Source organism: Maribacter sp. UBA3344 (genome assembly GCF_002362375.1).
GTDB classification, from domain to species: Bacteria; Bacteroidota; Bacteroidia; order Flavobacteriales; family Flavobacteriaceae; genus Maribacter; species Maribacter dokdonensis.
Genome location: NZ_DERI01000031.1, coordinates 90,037 through 108,502, shown reverse-complemented (window position 1 = coordinate 108,502; position 18,466 = coordinate 90,037). Strand labels below are relative to the sequence as shown.

Annotated in this window: 15 protein-coding genes; 3 read left to right on the top strand and 12 right to left on the bottom strand. The window is 36.4% G+C overall.

The genetic code is table 11. From position 1 onward, the window contains the following. Window positions 1–2,997: a SusC/RagA family TonB-linked outer membrane protein gene (locus tag B2Z27_RS19725; protein ID WP_286814949.1), complete on the bottom strand. Its 2,997-nt coding sequence runs from the start codon at window positions 2,995–2,997 to the stop codon at window positions 1–3. A gap of 333 nt (window positions 2,998–3,330) precedes the next feature. Between B2Z27_RS19725 and B2Z27_RS19720 the strand changes: the two genes are divergently transcribed. Together B2Z27_RS19720 and B2Z27_RS19715 are read left to right on the top strand one after the other, a co-directional pair. Continuing rightward, window positions 3,331–5,466, top strand: a complete 2,136-nt coding sequence (locus B2Z27_RS19720; RefSeq protein ID WP_286814948.1) for a thioredoxin domain-containing protein — start codon at window positions 3,331–3,333, stop codon at window positions 5,464–5,466. Between the two features lie 115 nt (window positions 5,467–5,581). Continuing rightward, window positions 5,582–6,775, top strand: coding sequence for a DegT/DnrJ/EryC1/StrS family aminotransferase (locus tag B2Z27_RS19715; RefSeq protein WP_286814947.1), 1,194 nt, complete (start codon window positions 5,582–5,584; stop codon window positions 6,773–6,775). A gap of 12 nt (window positions 6,776–6,787) precedes the next feature. Here the strand turns inward: B2Z27_RS19715 and ribB are convergent, their stop codons facing one another. The 11 genes from ribB to B2Z27_RS19660 form a co-directional block, all read right to left on the bottom strand. Continuing rightward, the gene (gene ribB / locus B2Z27_RS19710; RefSeq protein ID WP_286814946.1) at window positions 6,788–7,924 is read right to left on the bottom strand and encodes a 3,4-dihydroxy-2-butanone-4-phosphate synthase; all 1,137 of its coding nucleotides are present in this window, start codon (window positions 7,922–7,924) and stop codon (window positions 6,788–6,790) included. Between the two features lie 2 nt (window positions 7,925–7,926). After that, a complete protein-coding gene (locus B2Z27_RS19705; protein WP_414673389.1) occupies window positions 7,927–9,366 on the bottom strand; it encodes an LptF/LptG family permease in 1,440 nt (479 codons plus the stop codon). A gap of 74 nt (window positions 9,367–9,440) precedes the next feature. Further along, the gene (locus tag B2Z27_RS19700) at window positions 9,441–10,085 is read right to left on the bottom strand and encodes a LolA family protein (protein ID WP_071341943.1); all 645 of its coding nucleotides are present in this window, start codon (window positions 10,083–10,085) and stop codon (window positions 9,441–9,443) included. Between the two features lie 14 nt (window positions 10,086–10,099). Next, the gene (locus tag B2Z27_RS19695; protein ID WP_286814945.1) at window positions 10,100–12,484 is read right to left on the bottom strand and encodes an FtsK/SpoIIIE family DNA translocase; all 2,385 of its coding nucleotides are present in this window, start codon (window positions 12,482–12,484) and stop codon (window positions 10,100–10,102) included. 63 nt (window positions 12,485–12,547) lie between these two features. Beyond that, window positions 12,548–12,913 (bottom strand): diacylglycerol kinase, encoded by a 366-nt coding sequence (locus B2Z27_RS19690; protein WP_058105828.1) that lies wholly within the window; start codon window positions 12,911–12,913, stop codon window positions 12,548–12,550. Window positions 12,914–12,926: 13 nt separating this feature from the next. Continuing rightward, entirely contained in the window at window positions 12,927–13,430 is a 504-nt protein-coding gene (gene tpx / locus B2Z27_RS19685; protein WP_071341945.1) for a thiol peroxidase, read from the bottom strand. A 119-nt stretch (window positions 13,431–13,549) separates the two neighbouring features. Continuing rightward, the gene (locus B2Z27_RS19680) at window positions 13,550–13,807 is read right to left on the bottom strand and encodes a DUF6952 family protein (protein WP_058105830.1); all 258 of its coding nucleotides are present in this window, start codon (window positions 13,805–13,807) and stop codon (window positions 13,550–13,552) included. After that, a complete protein-coding gene (locus B2Z27_RS19675) occupies window positions 13,788–14,102 on the bottom strand; it encodes a thioredoxin family protein (protein ID WP_058105831.1) in 315 nt (104 codons plus the stop codon). Before B2Z27_RS19675 ends, B2Z27_RS19680 begins: the two co-directional genes overlap by 20 nt. Window positions 14,103–14,172: 70 nt before the next feature. After that, window positions 14,173–14,817, bottom strand: coding sequence for a peroxiredoxin (locus tag B2Z27_RS19670; RefSeq protein ID WP_286814944.1), 645 nt, complete (start codon window positions 14,815–14,817; stop codon window positions 14,173–14,175). A gap of 216 nt (window positions 14,818–15,033) precedes the next feature. Further along, window positions 15,034–16,518, bottom strand: a complete 1,485-nt coding sequence (nhaC, locus tag B2Z27_RS19665) for a Na+/H+ antiporter NhaC (protein ID WP_071341946.1) — start codon at window positions 16,516–16,518, stop codon at window positions 15,034–15,036. A gap of 75 nt (window positions 16,519–16,593) precedes the next feature. Then, the gene (locus B2Z27_RS19660) at window positions 16,594–17,814 is read right to left on the bottom strand and encodes an aminotransferase class I/II-fold pyridoxal phosphate-dependent enzyme (RefSeq protein WP_074673476.1); all 1,221 of its coding nucleotides are present in this window, start codon (window positions 17,812–17,814) and stop codon (window positions 16,594–16,596) included. A 150-nt stretch (window positions 17,815–17,964) separates the two neighbouring features. On the opposite strand from B2Z27_RS19660, the gene B2Z27_RS19655 reads away from it, so the two are divergent. Beyond that, complete coding sequence (locus B2Z27_RS19655) at window positions 17,965–18,423, top strand: Lrp/AsnC family transcriptional regulator (protein ID WP_058105835.1); 459 nt, start codon at window positions 17,965–17,967, stop codon at window positions 18,421–18,423. The last annotated feature ends 43 nt before the right edge of the window (window positions 18,424–18,466 follow it).

Sequence of the window (18,466 nt, the reverse complement as noted above, 5' to 3'; positions counted from 1 at the left end):
TTAAAATGATACTTGTAAACCTATTAAGTAAGTCTTAGGCTGTGGATAGGCACCTCTATCAATACCATACTCGAATAAATCACCATTACCAACTTCTGGATCTAAGCCCGAGTAGTCTGTTATAGTTATTAAGTTTTGACCACTTACATAGATTCTAAACTTTGAGAATAGTTCACTACCAAATGCATTGCTAGGTATGGTATAACCAATGGTCAAGTTCTTTAATCTGGAAAAAGAACCATCTTCTACAAAACGATCGGATAATTGTAGGTTTTGTGGAGCTCCGCCTGCTCTAGGAATAGTTGTTGACGGGTTAGTCGGTGTCCACCTATCCAATACACTTACGCCTGAGTTGAATAACCTTGGCATACCCTCTAGGTCATAGATGTTGGTGTTGTAAAGGTCTCTTCCATAAATTCCTGTCCAGAACATATTGAAATCCCAGTTTTTATAATCAGCACTTAAGTTTAGACCATAAGTAAGATCTGGTAATGGATCACCAATAATTGCCCTGTCTTCTGATGTAATGTCGCCATCGTTATTTAAATCTTTAAACCTTATATCGCCCGGCTGTACCGTAGTTTGATCTGGGTTTGCAGTAAATACAGCGTCCACTTCAGCTTGATTTTGATAAATACCATCTGTAACTAGACCAAAGAAGTGAAATAAAGATTCGCCCTTTACAACTCTTGTAATATTCTGGTTTTCAAAATTACCGCCAACTAGTTCATCTACACCACCTAACGATAATGCTTCGTTTGAGCTTGTAGAAAGGTTTAAGTTTGCAGACCATTTAAAGTCGCCTTCAAAGTCATTGAACCCTAAGCTCAGTTCAAAACCTGTAGTTTCAACAGATCCAACATTTCTTACTTGACTACCTTCATTAATACCCAAAGATGTAGAGGTAGGCACTCTAATAAGAAGATCGTCACTTCTATTTTCATAATATTCAAGAGCTGCAGTAAACTTGTCGTTTGCAAAACCTAAATCTACACCAACGTTAAGTTGTCTTGTTTCTTCCCACTTTAAATCAGGATTTTCAAGTCCGAAGGCTGTAGTACCAACAGCATTGGAACCAGCAATAGGATATAGGAAGTTGTTGACCAACGTGGCACTGTATAGGTAGTTATCAATACGGTCATTACCAGAGTATCCTAAACTACCTCTTAATTTTAAGGTGCTAACACTGGTGTTTTCCATGAAATTCTCTTTTGCAATGTTCCATCCTAAGGCATAAGAGGAAAACCATCCCCAACGATTATTCGCCCCAAATTTGGCTGATGCATCACGTCTTAAAGAAACTGCGGCAATGTATTTGTCATCGTAGTTGTAGTTTAATCTACCTAGAAAACCTAATCTGTTATACTCAAATGAAGTACTCTGTAAACTAGAATCTTCATTAGAAAGTTCATCTATTTCATCTGAAACAGAATTTCTACTATTGGCATTTAAACTGGTGCCTTGACTTTCAAATTTTTCTGAAAGTAATAATGCCTCAAAATTGTGGGCATCGCCAAATGTAGTGTTGTATGTTAAGCTATTGGTGAAAATTATAGTTTGTCCTGCCGAGTTGTTTTTGGTAATAGATGCGAAAGCTTGCTGATGGGTACCACCTAAACTGTCATCATTGTAAGAAGGTATAAATCTATCACTTGTTCCTTTGTAATAATCTAAACCAACCTGCGATTTAAACTTTAATCCTTCTATAATATCATACTCTGCAAAAATGTTACCTACCAATGCAAAAGTGTTATTAAGGGCATTACCATGCTTTAATATTCTCACTGGGTTTTCTGCATCTTGTCCGTCACCCGCACTATTTGGTCCTTGGAAACCTCCTAAGTTGTTAGAGTTGTAAACAGATAAATAGGGGGCAGCTTTAATTGCATGCTCTAAAAGTGAACGATCACCAATACCAGTTGGATCAGGATTTTGCTTATTGAAATTGATCGACATGTTTTGACCTAATTTTAGTTTGCCAAAGGTGAAGTCGCTATTTGCTCTAAAAGAATATCTCTGAAAACCGGTTTCGATAATGATACCTTCTCTTTCAAAATAACCACCTGAAATTCTAAAATTACTTGTTTCACTACCGCCAGAGGCAGCCATATCATAGCTTCTAATTAGGCCTGTGGTATAAATCTCATCTTGCCAATTGGTGTTTAAACCTGATGTAGAAGAAGGTGTATTAGGTACTATGCCCCAAGCGTCACTTGCATATTGTAAATATTGTTCTGTATTCAGAACATTATAACGTTGGTTGTTCTGCTGAAAACCGGTATGTGCATTAAAAGATAATTGTGTTTTACCACTTTTTCCTTTTTTAGTAGTTACGATAATAACACCGTTAGAACCTTGTGCACCGTATACGGCAGTGGTTGACGCATCTTTTAATACGTTAATGGTTTCAATGTCGTTTTGGTTTATACCAGATAAGTTTCCTACAATTACACCATCAACAACAAATAATGGAGAGTTATTGCCAAAGGTTCCCAGACCTCTAATAGTGATTGATGGCTCTGAACCTGGTGCACCTGTATTTACAACAGAAATACCTGCAGCACGACCTTGTAAGGCTTCCGTGGCATTAGCAACGGGAACTGCATTTAAATCTTCGGATTTTACGCTAGATATGGCTCCTGTTACTGCAGCCCTACTTTGTGCGCCATAACCAACGACTACAACTTCATCTAAAGCTTGAGCATCTATTTCCATTGATACAGTAATGGAAGATTGCCCGTTGATAGAAATTTGTTGAGAAACGTAGCCAATGTAACTAATGGATAATGTACCGTTAGATGGTACGTTGGATAATGTAAAATTACCATCAAAATCGGTTTGTGTACCATTTGTTGTACCCGTCACCACAACCGATGCTCCAGGGAGCGGAGTCCCTGTTTCATCAGAAACTACACCAGAAATGGTAGAAGTTTGTGAGTGGGCCAATTGCCCCAACATTGCAATAAATGCAATGAATGTCATTTTGAGTTTAGTCATAATTAATTAAGTTTTAAGTTGTTATTTAGGCGTATTCAATTCTAGGAATACACCACTCAACAAATATAAATTGAGGCTGTTACGGGCAGTAAAACAAATGAAGCGAACTCTAGTAATTATGAAGCAAACGGCAAGTGGTTAATAGGGATACGGTAATATTGTACGGTATTTTTTACGATAATGTTATTTTATAATTAAGTGACTTGTATAATTCTTATTTAAAGTATTTATTATTGTTTATTTGATAATGAGGGTCTGGTGAATTCTTCAAAATATACAGGTGTAAAGTGGTATATAAATTAAATATATCTTTGGGAACCTTATTGATTATCTATGATGTTTAAAAATTGGATTTTAGTGTTCGTTTTTACAGGTGCTTTATTAGCATGTAAAAATCAAAATAAAAACACGGATTTAACTACGGAGAGTGAAAATCACCAATTCACCAATGAACTAATAAAGGAGACCAGTCCTTATTTATTGCAACATGCTCATAATCCTGTAAATTGGAAACCATGGTCATCTGAAGCTTTTAAAAAAGCGGCAGATGAAAATAAACTCGTAGTCTTAAGCGTGGGGTACTCTACTTGTCATTGGTGTCATGTTATGGAGGAGGAGTCTTTTGAAGACTTGGAGGTCGCCAAATTAATGAATGAGAAATTTGTGAGTATTAAGGTGGATCGTGAAGAACGGCCAGATTTGGATATGGTATACCAAACGGCCCTTCAATTGGTCAATGGTACTGGTGGGTGGCCAATGAATGCCATTATTATGCCCAATGGGAGCCCTGTTTTTTTGGGTACTTACCATGAAAAGGAGAATTGGAAAAATATTCTACTAAAATTCAGTACCGAATATGAAAAGAACCCGGAGAAAATGCAAGAATATGCCACTATGCTTTCAGAAGGTGTTCAGGAGGTGTATGATCAACCTGCAAATCAAATAGCTAATGCTATATCGCCAAACAAAATTGAAAACGGTATATCTAGCTGGTCTAGTTTATGGGATAATGAGTGGGGAGGAAACCAAGGGGAGCAAAAATTTATATTGCCTACTAACTTGATAATGTTGTTAGATTATGCCGTGCTAGAACAAGATGAAAATGCTAAAAATCATGTGCTTAAGACATTGAACAGTGTAGTGCATGGTGGAATTTATGACCATGTGGATGGTGGATTTTTTAGATACAGTACCGATCATATGTGGAAAGTTCCTCATTTTGAGAAAATGTTATATGATAATGCACAATTGATCAACCTGTTATCTAAGGCGTATAAACTTACAGGTAATGAAGAATTTAAAGTGGCAGTAGAGGAGACCTTTAAATTTTTACATACCGAAATGAGAAACGAGCAAGGGGGCTACTTTAGCGCTATGGATGCAGATACCGATGGGGAAGAGGGCTTGTATTATATCTGGAAGAAAGATGAATTGCATGATTTGCTTCAAAATGATTTTGAGCTCTTTGCCCAATACTATGGAATTGTAGATGGTGAAGTTTGGGAAGATGGGAATTTTGTATTGAACAATAAAATTTCAAAAAGTGAATTTTTACAGACTAATACATTAAATGAAGAACAGCTGAATGAAAAACTTGGAAAATGGCAGAAACTTCTAAATCATGCAAGACAGAAAAGAACAAAGCCAAAAAAAGATTATAAAATATTGACCTCATGGAATGCTCTTTTAATTGATGGTTATTTAGAAGCTTATAAGGCATTTGGCGATGATAATTATTTAAACGAGGCTATTTCCGTTTTTAATTATCTTACAGCTAATAATTATACCAATGGGCAATTGGTACATTCTTATACGAAAGATAGTAAGCAGCGAGAAGTGTTTTTAGAGGATTTCGCGTTTCTAGCAAAGAGTGCATTCTCTTTATTTGAAGTGACAATGGAAACCAAGTATTTGGATTTTTCAAAGGAGCTGATGCAAAATGCAGAACAGAAATACAAAAGCAATTCGGTATTATATTACTATAATATAGCTAATGACTTGGTTCCTAGTATCATTAATACTTCAGATGGTGTTGTGCCTTCTGCCAATGCCATAATGGCTCAGAACTTTCTAAAAATTGGTCATTTGGAGTATAACACCGACTATTTGAAAAAAGCAGAAACCATGGGTGCATTGGTAACTTCAGATTTTGAGAACCATGCCGTTAGTTATGGTGCCTGGGGCTCTTTGCTTTTGCAGCAAGCATATCCTTTTTATGAAATTGTAATAGTTGGTGAGAATGCTGAACAATTGTTATCGCAAATGAGCAAGACCTATATTGCCAACACCATATTGGTGGGCAGTAAGGTAGAAAGTGAAATTTCGTTGTTTAAGGATCGCTATATTGATGAGGATACGTTTATATATGTATGTCAAAATAACACCTGTAAATTACCGGTAAAGACAATCGATGAAGGGTTTCAGCAAATGGTATCCTTTGGATATAAGGGATTTAAGGGGAGCAATTAAATAGTATTTCCTTTTTATAGTTTTCATTGGTCATATTTTTAAAGATGATGTAAGCTAAACTTTGCTTTTGATGATAATTTAAATAAGATTTGTAGTAAAATAAAAAATAGATAGCATGCCAGGTTTTGAGTTGTTTGGGGAAAAGGAAAAAAGTCAAGTTCAAGATGTTTTGGATTCAGGGGTGTTAATGCGTTATGGTTTTGACGGTATGCGTAACAACCACTGGAAGGCTTTGGAACTGGAAGCTGCACTGGCAAAGCGAATGAATGCAAGTTATGCACAGTTGGTAAGTAGTGGTACCGCCGCATTAACGGTTGCCTTGGCTAGTGCAGGTGTTGGAGCGGGAGATGAGGTAATTATGCCAACTTTTACATTTGTGGCTAGTTTTGAGTCTATTTTGGCTATAGGGGCCGTACCTATTTTAGTTGATGTGGATGATACCTTGACCTTAGATCCGGTTGCCGTCGAGAATGCAATAACCGAGAAAACAAAGGTGGTGATGCCGGTACATATGTGTGGTTCTATGGCAGATCTAAAGGCATTAAAAGCTATTTGTGATAAACATGATTTACTGTTGTTAGAAGATGCTTGCCAGGCAATAGGAGGTAGCTTTGACGGAAAGCCCTTGGGTAGTTATGGTGATTTGGGTTGTTTTTCTTTTGATTATGTAAAAACTATTACTTGTGGTGAAGGCGGGGCCGTTATCACCAATAATGAAAAATATAAAACCAATGCAGATCATTACTCAGATCATGGTCACGATCATGTAGGAAATAATAGAGGTGCTGAAGAACATCCTTTTTTAGGTTATAATTATAGAATTTCTGAATTGAATGCGGCCGTAGGGTGTGCTCAAATAGAACGCTTAGATGATTTCTTGGCCATACAGGAAAAACATTATGCAGTAATAAGGGAAGAACTTAGTGTTCTGCCAAATATTGAGTTTAGAAGAGTACCGGTTGGGGGCGTAGAAAATTATTCGTTTATATCGTTCTTTCTACCAACTGCGGAATTGGCAAAAAAAGCACACACAGCATTAGGCGATGCAGGTGTAGATGCCTGTTTTTATTGGTTTGATAATAATTGGCATTACTATAAAAAATGGGAGCATTTAACTTATAAACGATCTTTAGGTAAATTACCTCAAGAGGTTGTTAATCAGTTGCCTGACTACTCAAATTCTGATTTTTCAAAATCGGATGCTTGGGTAGGTAGAACAATATCATGTCTCATTAAACTAAGCTGGACCGGCGAGCAGGTGGCTGAACGTGCGGCAACAATGAAACAAGTATTGGCAAAGTTTGCTTAACCTAATAATAACTTAATAAGATACGTATTCTACAATCTCCAATCCGTAACCTACAATACCTACGCGTTTAGCTTGGGTGCTATTGGTCATTAATCTCATTTTATGAATACCTAAATCATGAAGTATTTGGGCTCCAATACCAAAGTCTCTATTGTCCATTTCAATTTTTGGAGCTTTTTGAACACCTTGTTTTTGTAATTCTTTAAGCTCTTTTAACCTTGAAAGTAGGTTCATTGATTCTGAATCTTGATTAATGAATACTATGGCACCTTTGCCTTCATCATTAATTTTTTGAAACATCTGTTCTAGCTGCTCATCTGGATTGTGGGTTAAGGTTCCCAGAATATCATTATTGATCAACGTAGAGTTTATTCTCGTCAAAATCTTATCGTCAGATGACCATGTACCCTTTGTTAGTGCAATATGAACATGATTGTTGGTGGTTTGTTTATATGCCCTTAATCTAAACTCACCAAAACGGGTTGTAATATTGAAATCGGTTTCTTTATTGATCAGACTGTCATGTTCCATTCGGTAAGCAACAAGGTCTTCTATGGAAACTATTTTTAAGTCGAATTTTTTGGCAACATTTACCAGTTCTGGCAATCGTGCCATAGTACCATCTTCATTCATTATCTCAACGATAATTCCGGCAGGTTTTAATCCGGCCAATCTTGCAAAGTCTATAGCGGCTTCTGTATGTCCTGTTCTTCTTAATACACCACCTTCTTTGGCAACCAATGGAAATATATGCCCTGGTCTTGCTAAATCATGCGGTTTGGTATCGCTCTCAGTCAAGGCTATAACCGTTTTTGAACGGTCACCGGCAGATATGCCCGTAGTAACTCCTTTACCTCTTAAATCTACGGAGACGGTAAAAGCCGTTTCTAAAGGGTCGGTATTGGTACTTACCATCATGTGTAGACCTAAGTCTTTGCAGCGACTTTCGGTAAGTGGTGCACAGATTAGACCTCTACCGTGTGTAGCCATAAAATTGACCGTTTCTGGTGTGGCCAGTTCGGCTGCAGCTAAAAAATCTCCTTCATTTTCACGATTTTCATCATCTACAACGATAATAACTTTACCGGCACGTATGTCTGCAATCGCTTCTTCAATACTATTCAATTTAATATCACTCAAATCTTTCATTTTTAAGCTTCAGCTTTATCTTTTTTCTTAAATAATTTTTTGAAGAAATCGGCTATGAAACCAAAATCCATCATTCCCTTATCTTCGGTAGCTCTTTTGGTCAAATACACTCCCAACGGAAGCATTATAAGTGTTGATAACCACGCCCCCAACATTGGATGAATGTTTCCTTCTTTTGCGTAATTTCCGGCGAATACACCAATGAAATAATAAATAAGGAAAAGTACAATGGCGATGACCATTGGTAACCCTAAGCCACCCTTTCTTATAATAGCGCCTAATGGGGCACCTACAAAGAACAATATGATACATGAAAAAGCCAATGCATATTTATTATGTAAGGAAAGTATATGCATGTTGTAAATTTTATACCGCTTCTGTAATTCTTCTTTCTTTCCACTTACGGTACCTAAAATACTGCTAGTAGCGTTTTTAGCGCTGCTTAAAATCTGTATTTGTTGCCAATCTGGAAATAGGACTAAAAAGTTATCCGTTATAGAATCTTGAAAGGCTGTATTTTGTTTTGCCTGTAATGCTTTGTTTTCTATAATGGAGTCTTTTTTTCTAATCATGTCAGATTTGGTAGAATCTTTGTTTTTGGGCATTAAAGGTGTAAACATTCCTGTTCTTCCTTCAATATTTTTAGAAAACGCGCGTACAATTCTAAAATTATCTCCTCGTAAAGAATCGATATCCTTTTTTAGTCGGGATATATTCTTCATTTTATCGGTACTAATATCTCTTTCTTCCTCAAGGTCATCGTTATTGATCTCAGGAATTTCAATATTCATAGTGTACGTATCAAAATCTGCTTGAGCAAAAGGGAATTTCATTTTATTTTCGCTGCTCTTAGTCTGTACGTCTTCATATAGATGCCCGTCTTTTAATACTAGCTGAATAATATCAGAGTCTTCGCTACTGATCAATTCGCCGGTTTTAGACTTAATAACTCTGGTGTTGACGTTATTTGCAGATTTTGTATGAATAATGACGTTCTTTAAAAACCGGTCATTTTCACCGTATTTTTCATCAACCTTAATATTCATACCTTCAAAATCACTAAAGACACCTTCTGCTACAACTGCGGCTGGTTTTACCTTAGCTATGTTTCTACGTAGATTGTATATTTTTCGTTGCGAAAGAGGAATCACATTATTGGCAAAGAAAAAGGTGACTCCGCCTAAAACTGTTACAAAAATGATTAAGCTTAACATGGATCGTTGCAGTGAAATACCTGAGGCTTTCATGGCAGCGAACTCATAATTTTCGGCAATAGAACCAAAGGTTAATATAGATGATAACAGTACTGTTAATGGTAGAACCTTTTCTGTAAGATCTGGCATTAGGTAAAATAGAAACTTACCTATAATAACAATGTCTAGACCTTTACCGGCTAAATCATCAATAAAAAGCCAAATCGTTTGAAATATGAAGATGAACATCAATATTACAAACGAACTGACAAAATTAAAGACGAACCTTGATAGGATATATCGGTCTAGTATTCTCAATAGTTCTAATTTCTTATAATGAAATAGCCTTCATCTTTATATTTGGCTTCGTCAAAAGTAAATAAGGTTTTGGACAAATCTTGATCTGTTTTAAAAGAATTAACAGTGATCGTAGTCTTGGTACCGTTTTTACCTGTCTCAATTAATTTGTAGATATGCTTAGTGCCCATATCAATACCCAACAATCTAGATTTGATCTCGGTGTCAGAGTCAATAGGTGTTAACTTAACATATTGAATTTTTCTACCTTGTATATTCTGTAAAATGTCCCATGCATAGTTATGTCCTTCCTTGTAGAATGTCAACATTTTAGAAGGTGTCATGGCATTTTCATCGTCAGATTTATCTTCTATGGTTACTTCTTCGTTTTCAGGAACAATAGTATACACTTTATTACCATCAAAAATCTGTTGTGATCCAAGGTAATTGAACATGTATTTATTGCCGGCAAGTGTAACGTCACCTCTTGTTTCTTGATTAATACCTGCTTCTGCATTCTTTAAATCGAATTTAAAGTCAACAAAAATGTTGTCGTAACCTTGTACTTTGTTATACACTTCATCTAGTAAAGCTTTTGCCTTATCAGAATTTTGCGCATTTGCAAATGCCGTAGATAATATAACCGTTAATACAATAATAATTTTTTTCATCTCTTTCTTTAATATTATTCGTTATCCAATATTTGTTGAAGGGCCACCATATCAGACACATAAACTTGTCTTGCTTTGCTGCCTTCAAACGGACCTACAATTCCTGCTGCCTCCAATTGATCAATGATTCTACCGGCTCTATTATAGCCAAGTTTTAATTTTCTTTGAATTAAAGACGCAGATCCCTGCTGGGCAATTACAATGACTTCAGCAGCTTCACGGAACTTAGAATCCCTTTCCGACACGTTATTATCAAGACTCGTGCCAGGATCTTCACCAACATATTCGGGAAGCTCATGCGCATCGGGGTAGGCGCGTTGACTACCAATGAACTCTACTATTTTAGCCACTTCTGGAGTGTCTACAAAAGCACATTGAATACGTGTGACATCATTACCTTGCGTAAACAACATGTCACCTCTACCAATTAATTGATCGGCACCTGCTGTATCTAAAATGGTTCTTGAATCTATTTTAGAAGTTACCCTAAAGGCTAGTCTTGCCGGGAAATTGGCTTTGATAATACCTGTAATAACGTTAACCGATGGTCTTTGTGTTGCAATGATCAAATGTATACCAATAGCCCTAGCCAATTGTGCTAATCTGGCTACCGGTGTTTCAACCTCCTTACCTGCGGTCATAATTAAATCTGCAAACTCATCAATAACCAATACGATATAAGGCAAGAACTTATGTCCATCATTAGGGTTAAGTTTTCTGGCCTTAAACTTGGTGTTGTATTCTTTTAAGTTACGAACCATAGCCAATTTCAGTAACTCATACCTATTGTCCATTTCAATACAAAGCGAGTTCAGGGTATGAATTACTTTGGTATTGTCAGTAATAATAGCTTCTTCCGAATCTGGAAGTTTGGCCAAGAAATGACGTTCAATTTTGTTGTAAAGGGTAAGCTCTACTTTTTTAGGGTCTACTAGAATAAATTTAACCTCTGCGGGATGCCTTTTATACAATAACGAGGTTAAAACCGCATTTAATCCAACAGATTTACCTTGACCTGTAGCACCTGCCATTAGTAAGTGTGGCATTTTTGCTAAATCTACTACAAAGGTTTCATTACTAATGGTTTTACCAAAAGCAATAGGCAGTTCCATTTCGGCTTTTTGAAATTTGCTTGATGCAATTACCGAGCGCATGGAGACTATGGTAGAATTTTTATTAGGAACCTCAATACCAATGGTGCCTTTACCCGGAATAGGGGCAATTATACGTATACCGAGTGCAGCCAATGATAATGCAATATCATCTTCTAGATTCTTGATCTTACTGATTCTTACACCAGCTTCCGGTACAATTTCATATAAGGTTACTGTAGGACCTATGGTTGCCTTAATTTGGGCAATACCAATTTTATAATTTTTGAGGGTTTCAACAATTCTATTCTTGTTCTCCTCTAATTCTTCCTGATTTATGGTAATACCCCCAGTTGTACCATGTTGGTCTAAAAGATCAATGTGTGGAAATTTATAATTTCCTAATTCAAGAGTAGGGTCAAACTCACCAAAATCGTCTACTAACTTATTGGCCAGTACATCTATTTCTTCTGGCTCTTCAATAACTTGCTCAACTTCCATAGCCAAAGTTTCCTCAGGTTCAGGTGCAGTTATTTCAAAATCACTTAAATTATCTTCCTCTTTTTCTAAATGGGGAATTTCTGTTTTATGAGTATAGGTGTCAACAACCACTGGAGCTTCTTCTTCAAGAGAGGTAGTTAGCAATTCTTCTTCCTCTTCTAAAGATTTCTTTTTGTTTGCCTTACGTTCTTGGTTTGCTTTAAACTCTGTAGTTATCGCTTCTTTTCTTGATTTAAAGAAAGCTGAAATTCCTTCGGGAGTAACTTCAAACAAACGAACGAGAATAAAAATAAGACCAAAGACCAATAATAATAAAACACCAATTTTACCTGCATAATCTTGCAGGAAGTCGTTCATTTCAAAACCGACTAAACCACCTAATAATGGACTTGTAGCTGCAAAGAACCCAAGGGAAATTGAAATCCAGATGACAAAAAGTAAACCCCAAATCCATTTCTTAATGAGCGCCTTAGATGGTAGACCTAAGAATAGGTAGATTCCACTAATACATATTAAAAAAGGGAATATAAGTGAAGCAACTCCAAATCCTTTATACATGAAAAAATGACTGATACTGGCGCCAAATTTATTCAGTAGATTTTTTGCAAGTTCATTCCTGTCCTTAAACTCGGACAATAGGCTTTGGTCATCTTGCCAGTTAAAGTAAAACGATATAAAAGAGAAAAACAGCGCTATACTAAATAGCATGAGCAAACTACCCAAAATGATTTTATTCTGTTTGGATAATTTAAACGGTGATCGTTTTTTAGTAGGTTTTGGCTTTGATTTAGATGCCTTTTTTGCCATTAAAACTTAATTCTGGTGCTAAATTACAAATTTACGTTGAGCTATGGTGAACTATAGACTTGCCTAAAGAATCTTTGGTACGTATATAATAAGACCAATAATGGCTGATGCTATAGAAACTAACATTACGGCACCCGCAGATATATCTTTTATGAATCCGATTTTCACATCAAATTCTGGTTGAATGTAGTCAGCAATTTTTTCTACGGCCGTATTCATGCCTTCAATACCTAAAACAATGGCTATTGCAAATATTTGAAGTATCCATTCCGTACTTGAAATGTCGAAATAAAAACCGGCGGCTGTCATAACTATAGCAATGAATACCTGAATTTTAATACTTGCTTCGGTTCGTATTAAAAGTATGGCACCTTTAAAGGCGAAACCAACACTTTTAATACGATTGACCAAAAAGGATTCTTTTGGCATGAGATTTTTGTTATTAGTTCATCAACGCCTCTAATGCCGCTTTGTAATTTGGCTCTTCAGTAGTTTCTGCTACCTGCTCGGTATAAATTACATTACCTTTTTCGTCAACAACCACTACGGCTCTTGATAATAAAGGGGCTAAAGGACCGTCAGAAAATGCTACGTTGTAACCTTTTCCAAAATTACCATCTTTAAAATCTGAAAGCATCTCAACATTTTCAATACCTTCTGCACCACAAAATCTTGCCTGAGCAAATGGTAAGTCCTTAGAAATGCATAGTACTATGGTGTTATCCAACTCTGCAGCTTCTTGGTTGAACTGGCGAACAGATTGTGCACAAGTACCTGTGTCAACACTAGGGAAAATATTTAGAACTACCCTTGAACCTTCATAGTCAGAAAGTTTTACCGTAGATAAGTCGTTTTTAGTTAATTCAAATTCCGGAGCTTTGCTGCCATTATTTGGTAAAGTTCCTATAGTGTGTATTTCATTTCCTTTTAATGTAACCGAAGCCATAACTTTTATCTTTTTATGATTGAGAATGTGAAATTATAAAATATAAAGATGAAACGAGCGGGAATAGGACAAAAAAAAGTCCCTTCAATTTTGAAGGGACTTTATAAATTTAAAAGCTATTATTGGTCTATGGAGCCTAAGACCCGTTTCATAAACTGATTCATAGCATCTTTTTTTGGAGTACCGGCCTCTATACTATTGGAAACTTCAATGGCACCGTACATATTTGAAATAAGTTCTCCAATGACATCAAGTTCTTCATCTTTTAACGAAGGCAACTCAGTAAGTGCTTCTAGAGTTTCAATGGTCTCTAGAACATAGTCACTATCCTTCTCCTCAATGAACTCCGTCAATAATTTAATTATGGGTAATCTCACCGATCAGTTCTTTTAATAGGTCATACTTATTGGTCTGAACCTGGTTTTTTAATTTACCTGACTCAAATGAAGCAAAAGTTGGTAAGTTGCTTACGTCAGCTAATTTTCTTGATTCTGGAAACTTTTCGGCATCTGCCAATACAAAAGTGATATTTTCGTTCTGCGAAGCTTCTTTTTTAAATTTAGGCTTCATAATTCTACAGTTACCGCACCACGTGGCAGAGTATTGAACAACAACGTTAGGGTTGTTCTCAATGATTTCCTGTAAATTATCTTGTTCTAATTCTAATAACATAACTAAAGCTTTTTAATGGTTAATAAAATGAACATGAAGTGAAATACTTCATGTTCATTAAACATTCTATTTAGTTTGCATGAGCAGAAAGGTAGCTAGCAACACCGTCTCTATTTGCGGACATTGCCTCTTTACCTTCTTCCCAGTTTGCAGGGCAAACTTCACCTTTTTCCTGTACATGGGTTAAAGCATCTACCAAACGTAAATACTCACCAACATTTCTACCTAAAGGCATATTGTTGATACTTTCGTGTTGTACAACACCTTCTTCATCAATGATATATGTTGCTCTGTAAGTAACATTGTCACCTTCAACCTGAACGGTTTCAGTTTCTTCGTCGTAAACTTCGTTTTGGATATCCAATATTCCTAAAACGCTAGATAGGTTACGGTTGCTATCCGCTAAAATTGGATATGTTACACCTTCAATACCACCGTTATCCTTGTCTGTGTTCAACCAAGCAAAGTGTACTTCTGGAGTATCACAAGACGCACCTATTACAAGTGTGTTTCTTTTTTCGAACTCACCAATGGCAGCTTGGAATGCGTGTAATTCCGTTGGACAAACAAAAGTGAAATCTTTTGGATACCAGAATAGAACTACTTTTTTATTATTCTTTTGAGCTTCTTCTAAAACATTAAGTTTAAAAGTATCGCCCATGTCGTTCATTGCGTTAACACTAATATTTGGGAATTTCTTTCCTACAAATGCCATAATATGTTTTCGTTTTATAATTAATTATAAAGCAAAATTAAGACTTGTAAGAGGGTAAAGTGTCTTTCTAAATTAGATTTTTCAATAGTAGAATAACTATTTTGAATAGCGAAGCAATACAGGTGTTTTTAGTGTCGAAGACGTAAAATTAAGGCCCTTAATTTATCACATTGACAATTGTTGGCTTATTATGCTAAAAAGTGATGAATTTTAATTTTAGGCTTTGCCCGTGGCCAACTTTTTTATTTTAATGTTAAAGCCTGCAAAGATGAAGGTCATTATAGGACTTAACCAGTTAAAAATGGCATAAACAAAGTACTCTGCCACGCCAACACCCAAAACACCACTATGGTAAGCGCCACAGGTGTTATACGGAATTAAAACAGATGTTACCGTACCAGTATCCTCAAGAGTTCTACTCAAATTTTCAGGAGCCAAGCCTTTGTCCTTAAATGCTTTTGAGAACATCTTGCCCGGTACTACAATTGCCAAGTATTGGTCAGATGCGGTACCGTTTAAAACAATACAGCTAATTCCAGTGCTAAAGAATAGTCCAAAAGTAGATTTAGCCATGCTCAACAATGATTTTGTGATTCTTGCCAAAGCTCCAATACCATCCATAATGCCACCAAAAAACATAGCACAGATGATAAGCCAAATAGTGCCTAGCATACCGGTCATACCTTTTGATGAGAATAAATCGCTTAAGGCTTTATTATCGGTGGGTATATCAGTACTTACCGTAATGGCTTTTAAGATTCCCTGATAACCTGATTCAAAATTTAATTCTGATGCTCCTGTGATGCCGGCAACAATATTTGGTTGAAAGATCAATGCAAAAATAGCCGCTAATAAAGTACCTATAAGTAATGCCGCCAATGGTGGTGTTTTTTTAACTATTAGCGCAATAACGGCAATGGGTACTAAGAATAACCATCCGTTGATATTAAAAGAGGAATCTATAGATGCTAAAATGGCGTCTACATCAGCTTCTCCACTTGTATTAAGGCTAAAACCAATAATTAAAAATACAATTAGCGTAACGGAAATAGTTGGTACCGTAGTCCATAGCATATACTTTATATGCGAGAACAATTCTCCACCGGCCATTGCAGGTGCTAAATTTGTGGTGTCGCTCAGGGGAGATAACTTATCGCCAAAATATGCTCCGGATAAAACTGCTCCTGCGGTCATTCCCAAAGAAATACCCAGTGCTTCACCAATACCTATTAAGGCAATACCTACGGTTGCAGAAGTGGTCCAGCTACTACCTGTTGCTACGGATATAATGGCACAAATAATCACACAAGCCGCTAAAAATATGGTAGGATTAAGTATTTGAAGTCCGTAGTAGATCATGGCCGGAATTATGCCACTAACCAGCCAAGTGCCTGCTAGAGCACCTACCATTAAAAGTATAAGTAACGCTCCTGTGGTAGATTTTATGTTCTCTTCAACCTCGGCAATCATTTGCTTATAAGATACCTTGTTCAGAAATCCAACTATTGCGGCCACTGCGCCACCAAGCAATAAAATAAACTGATTTGATCCGCTTAGCGCATCATCACCAAACACATAAACATTGTAAGCCAGCATGGCAACTAGGGCAATTACAGGAACTAAAGCTGCAAAAATGCTTAATTCTTTATTGTCAACAATATGCTCATTTTCCCTATGTTCATTAGTGTTTTGGTCAATCATTAAAATGAAGTTTGGTTATTTCGTAATATTACGATTTCTGCTACGGATGTGCAAACCCAACAAGCAAAATAGAGTTTAGACTTTTATGCTTTTGATATCCAGAATATTAAGATCCAAGAGGCACTTTTTCATTAACTCATACGTTCGTTCTATGTCATCGTCAAGTCCAATGGAAAATCTAATTAGGCCATTGCCTAATCCCATTTCTTGTTGTTCTTCCATAGGAATTTCAGAAGATGTTGAGCTACCTGGCGCACTGAACAAGGTTTTATAAAAACCTAAACTTACGGCTAAGTAGCCCAATTTTCTTTCTTGCATTAATTCCATCAATGCATTAGCATTTTCTAAACTGCCAACGTCCATTGTAATTAGGCCTCCGTAACCATATTCCGGATTCATTTGATCTTCCATAATCAAATGACCTGGGTGAGATGAGAGTCCTGGATAGACTATTCTAAGTCCGTCCCTTTCAAAATTTTCAGCCAAGAACTGGGCATTTTCACTGTGTTTTTTCATGCGTATATGCAGTGTGCGCATGTTTTTTAGAATTGAAGAAGCTCTTAAACTATCTAATGTACTACCTAATAACATACCCGCACCATTATTTACATCTTTAAGTCCTAAACAAAATTCGGTGGTGCCGCAAACGACCCCTGCAACACAATCGCTAGTACCATTTATAAATTTGGTTAAACTGTGTATGACGATATCTGCACCCAATTTTGCCGGGGTAATGGTTAAAGGCGAGAAGGTGTTGTCAACAGCTAATAGTAGTTTGTTCTTCTTTGCTATTCGTGATAATGCCGAAATGTCCGCTACTTCTAAAAGCGGGTTGCTTACGCTCTCACAGTAGATCAATTTAGTATTTGGTCTAATAGCGTTTTCCACGGCATCTAAATCCGTAATGTCTAAAAAGCTAGTTTCTATCCCAAACTTTACTAGAAAGTTTTTCATGAAAGCATATGTGCCACCGTAAATTGTTCTACTACTTATTATGTGGTCGCCCGCACTGCATATTTGTAAAATTACAGCTGTAATAGCCCCCATGCCACTGGCGGTTACATTGGCGCTTTCTGTACCTTCTAAAGCTGCAAGGGCTTCCCCTAAATATAAGTTTGAAGGGGAGGAATGCCTACTATATAGATAGCAGCCTTCTGTGTTTCCTTCAAAAGTATCGAACATCGTCTTTGCCGATATGAAAGTATATGTAGATGAATCTGATATGGACGGATTTACGCCACCGTATTCTCCAAAGTATTGTAGATCTTGTAAATCATTGCTGCTTTTGTGACTCATGGGTTGTTGTTTTCTGTAAAACTACCCTTTAAGTGTAAATTTGTCAACATAGATGTAAATTTTTAGAATTTCAGACTATTTTTTATGTGAAATTAGATTTTTATTCTATTATTGTTTAATTTGTAACAACCAGACAGAATTATATTCATTATGAAACTTGACCAAATTGATAACAAGCTATTGGAATTACTACAGGAAGATAGTAAGAAGACAACTAAAGAGTATGCCTTAAAATTAGGGCTTTCCACCACTGCTATTTATGAACGTATTAAAAGATTGGAACGGGAAGGGGCAATAAGAAGTTACGTGGCGTTAGTTGACAAAGCTATTGTAAATAGGAACTTTACGGTATTTTGTCACGTGAAGTTAGTGCAGCATGTTAAGGATAATATTGCACAATTTGAAGCACAGGTCATGCGTTTGCAAGAGGTGGTAGAATGTCACCATTTAAGTGGTGATTATGATTATCTATTGAAAATTCATGTTAAAGATATGGAGGCTTACAGACATTTTATGGTCAATAAATTAACGACTATGAATCATATTGGAAGTACTCAAAGCTCATTTACTATAAAAGAGGTAAAGCATTCTACCGCTATACCGCTTTAAAACTAAAAATAGTATTAATTTTGTAAGACATTAGAAAATTAAA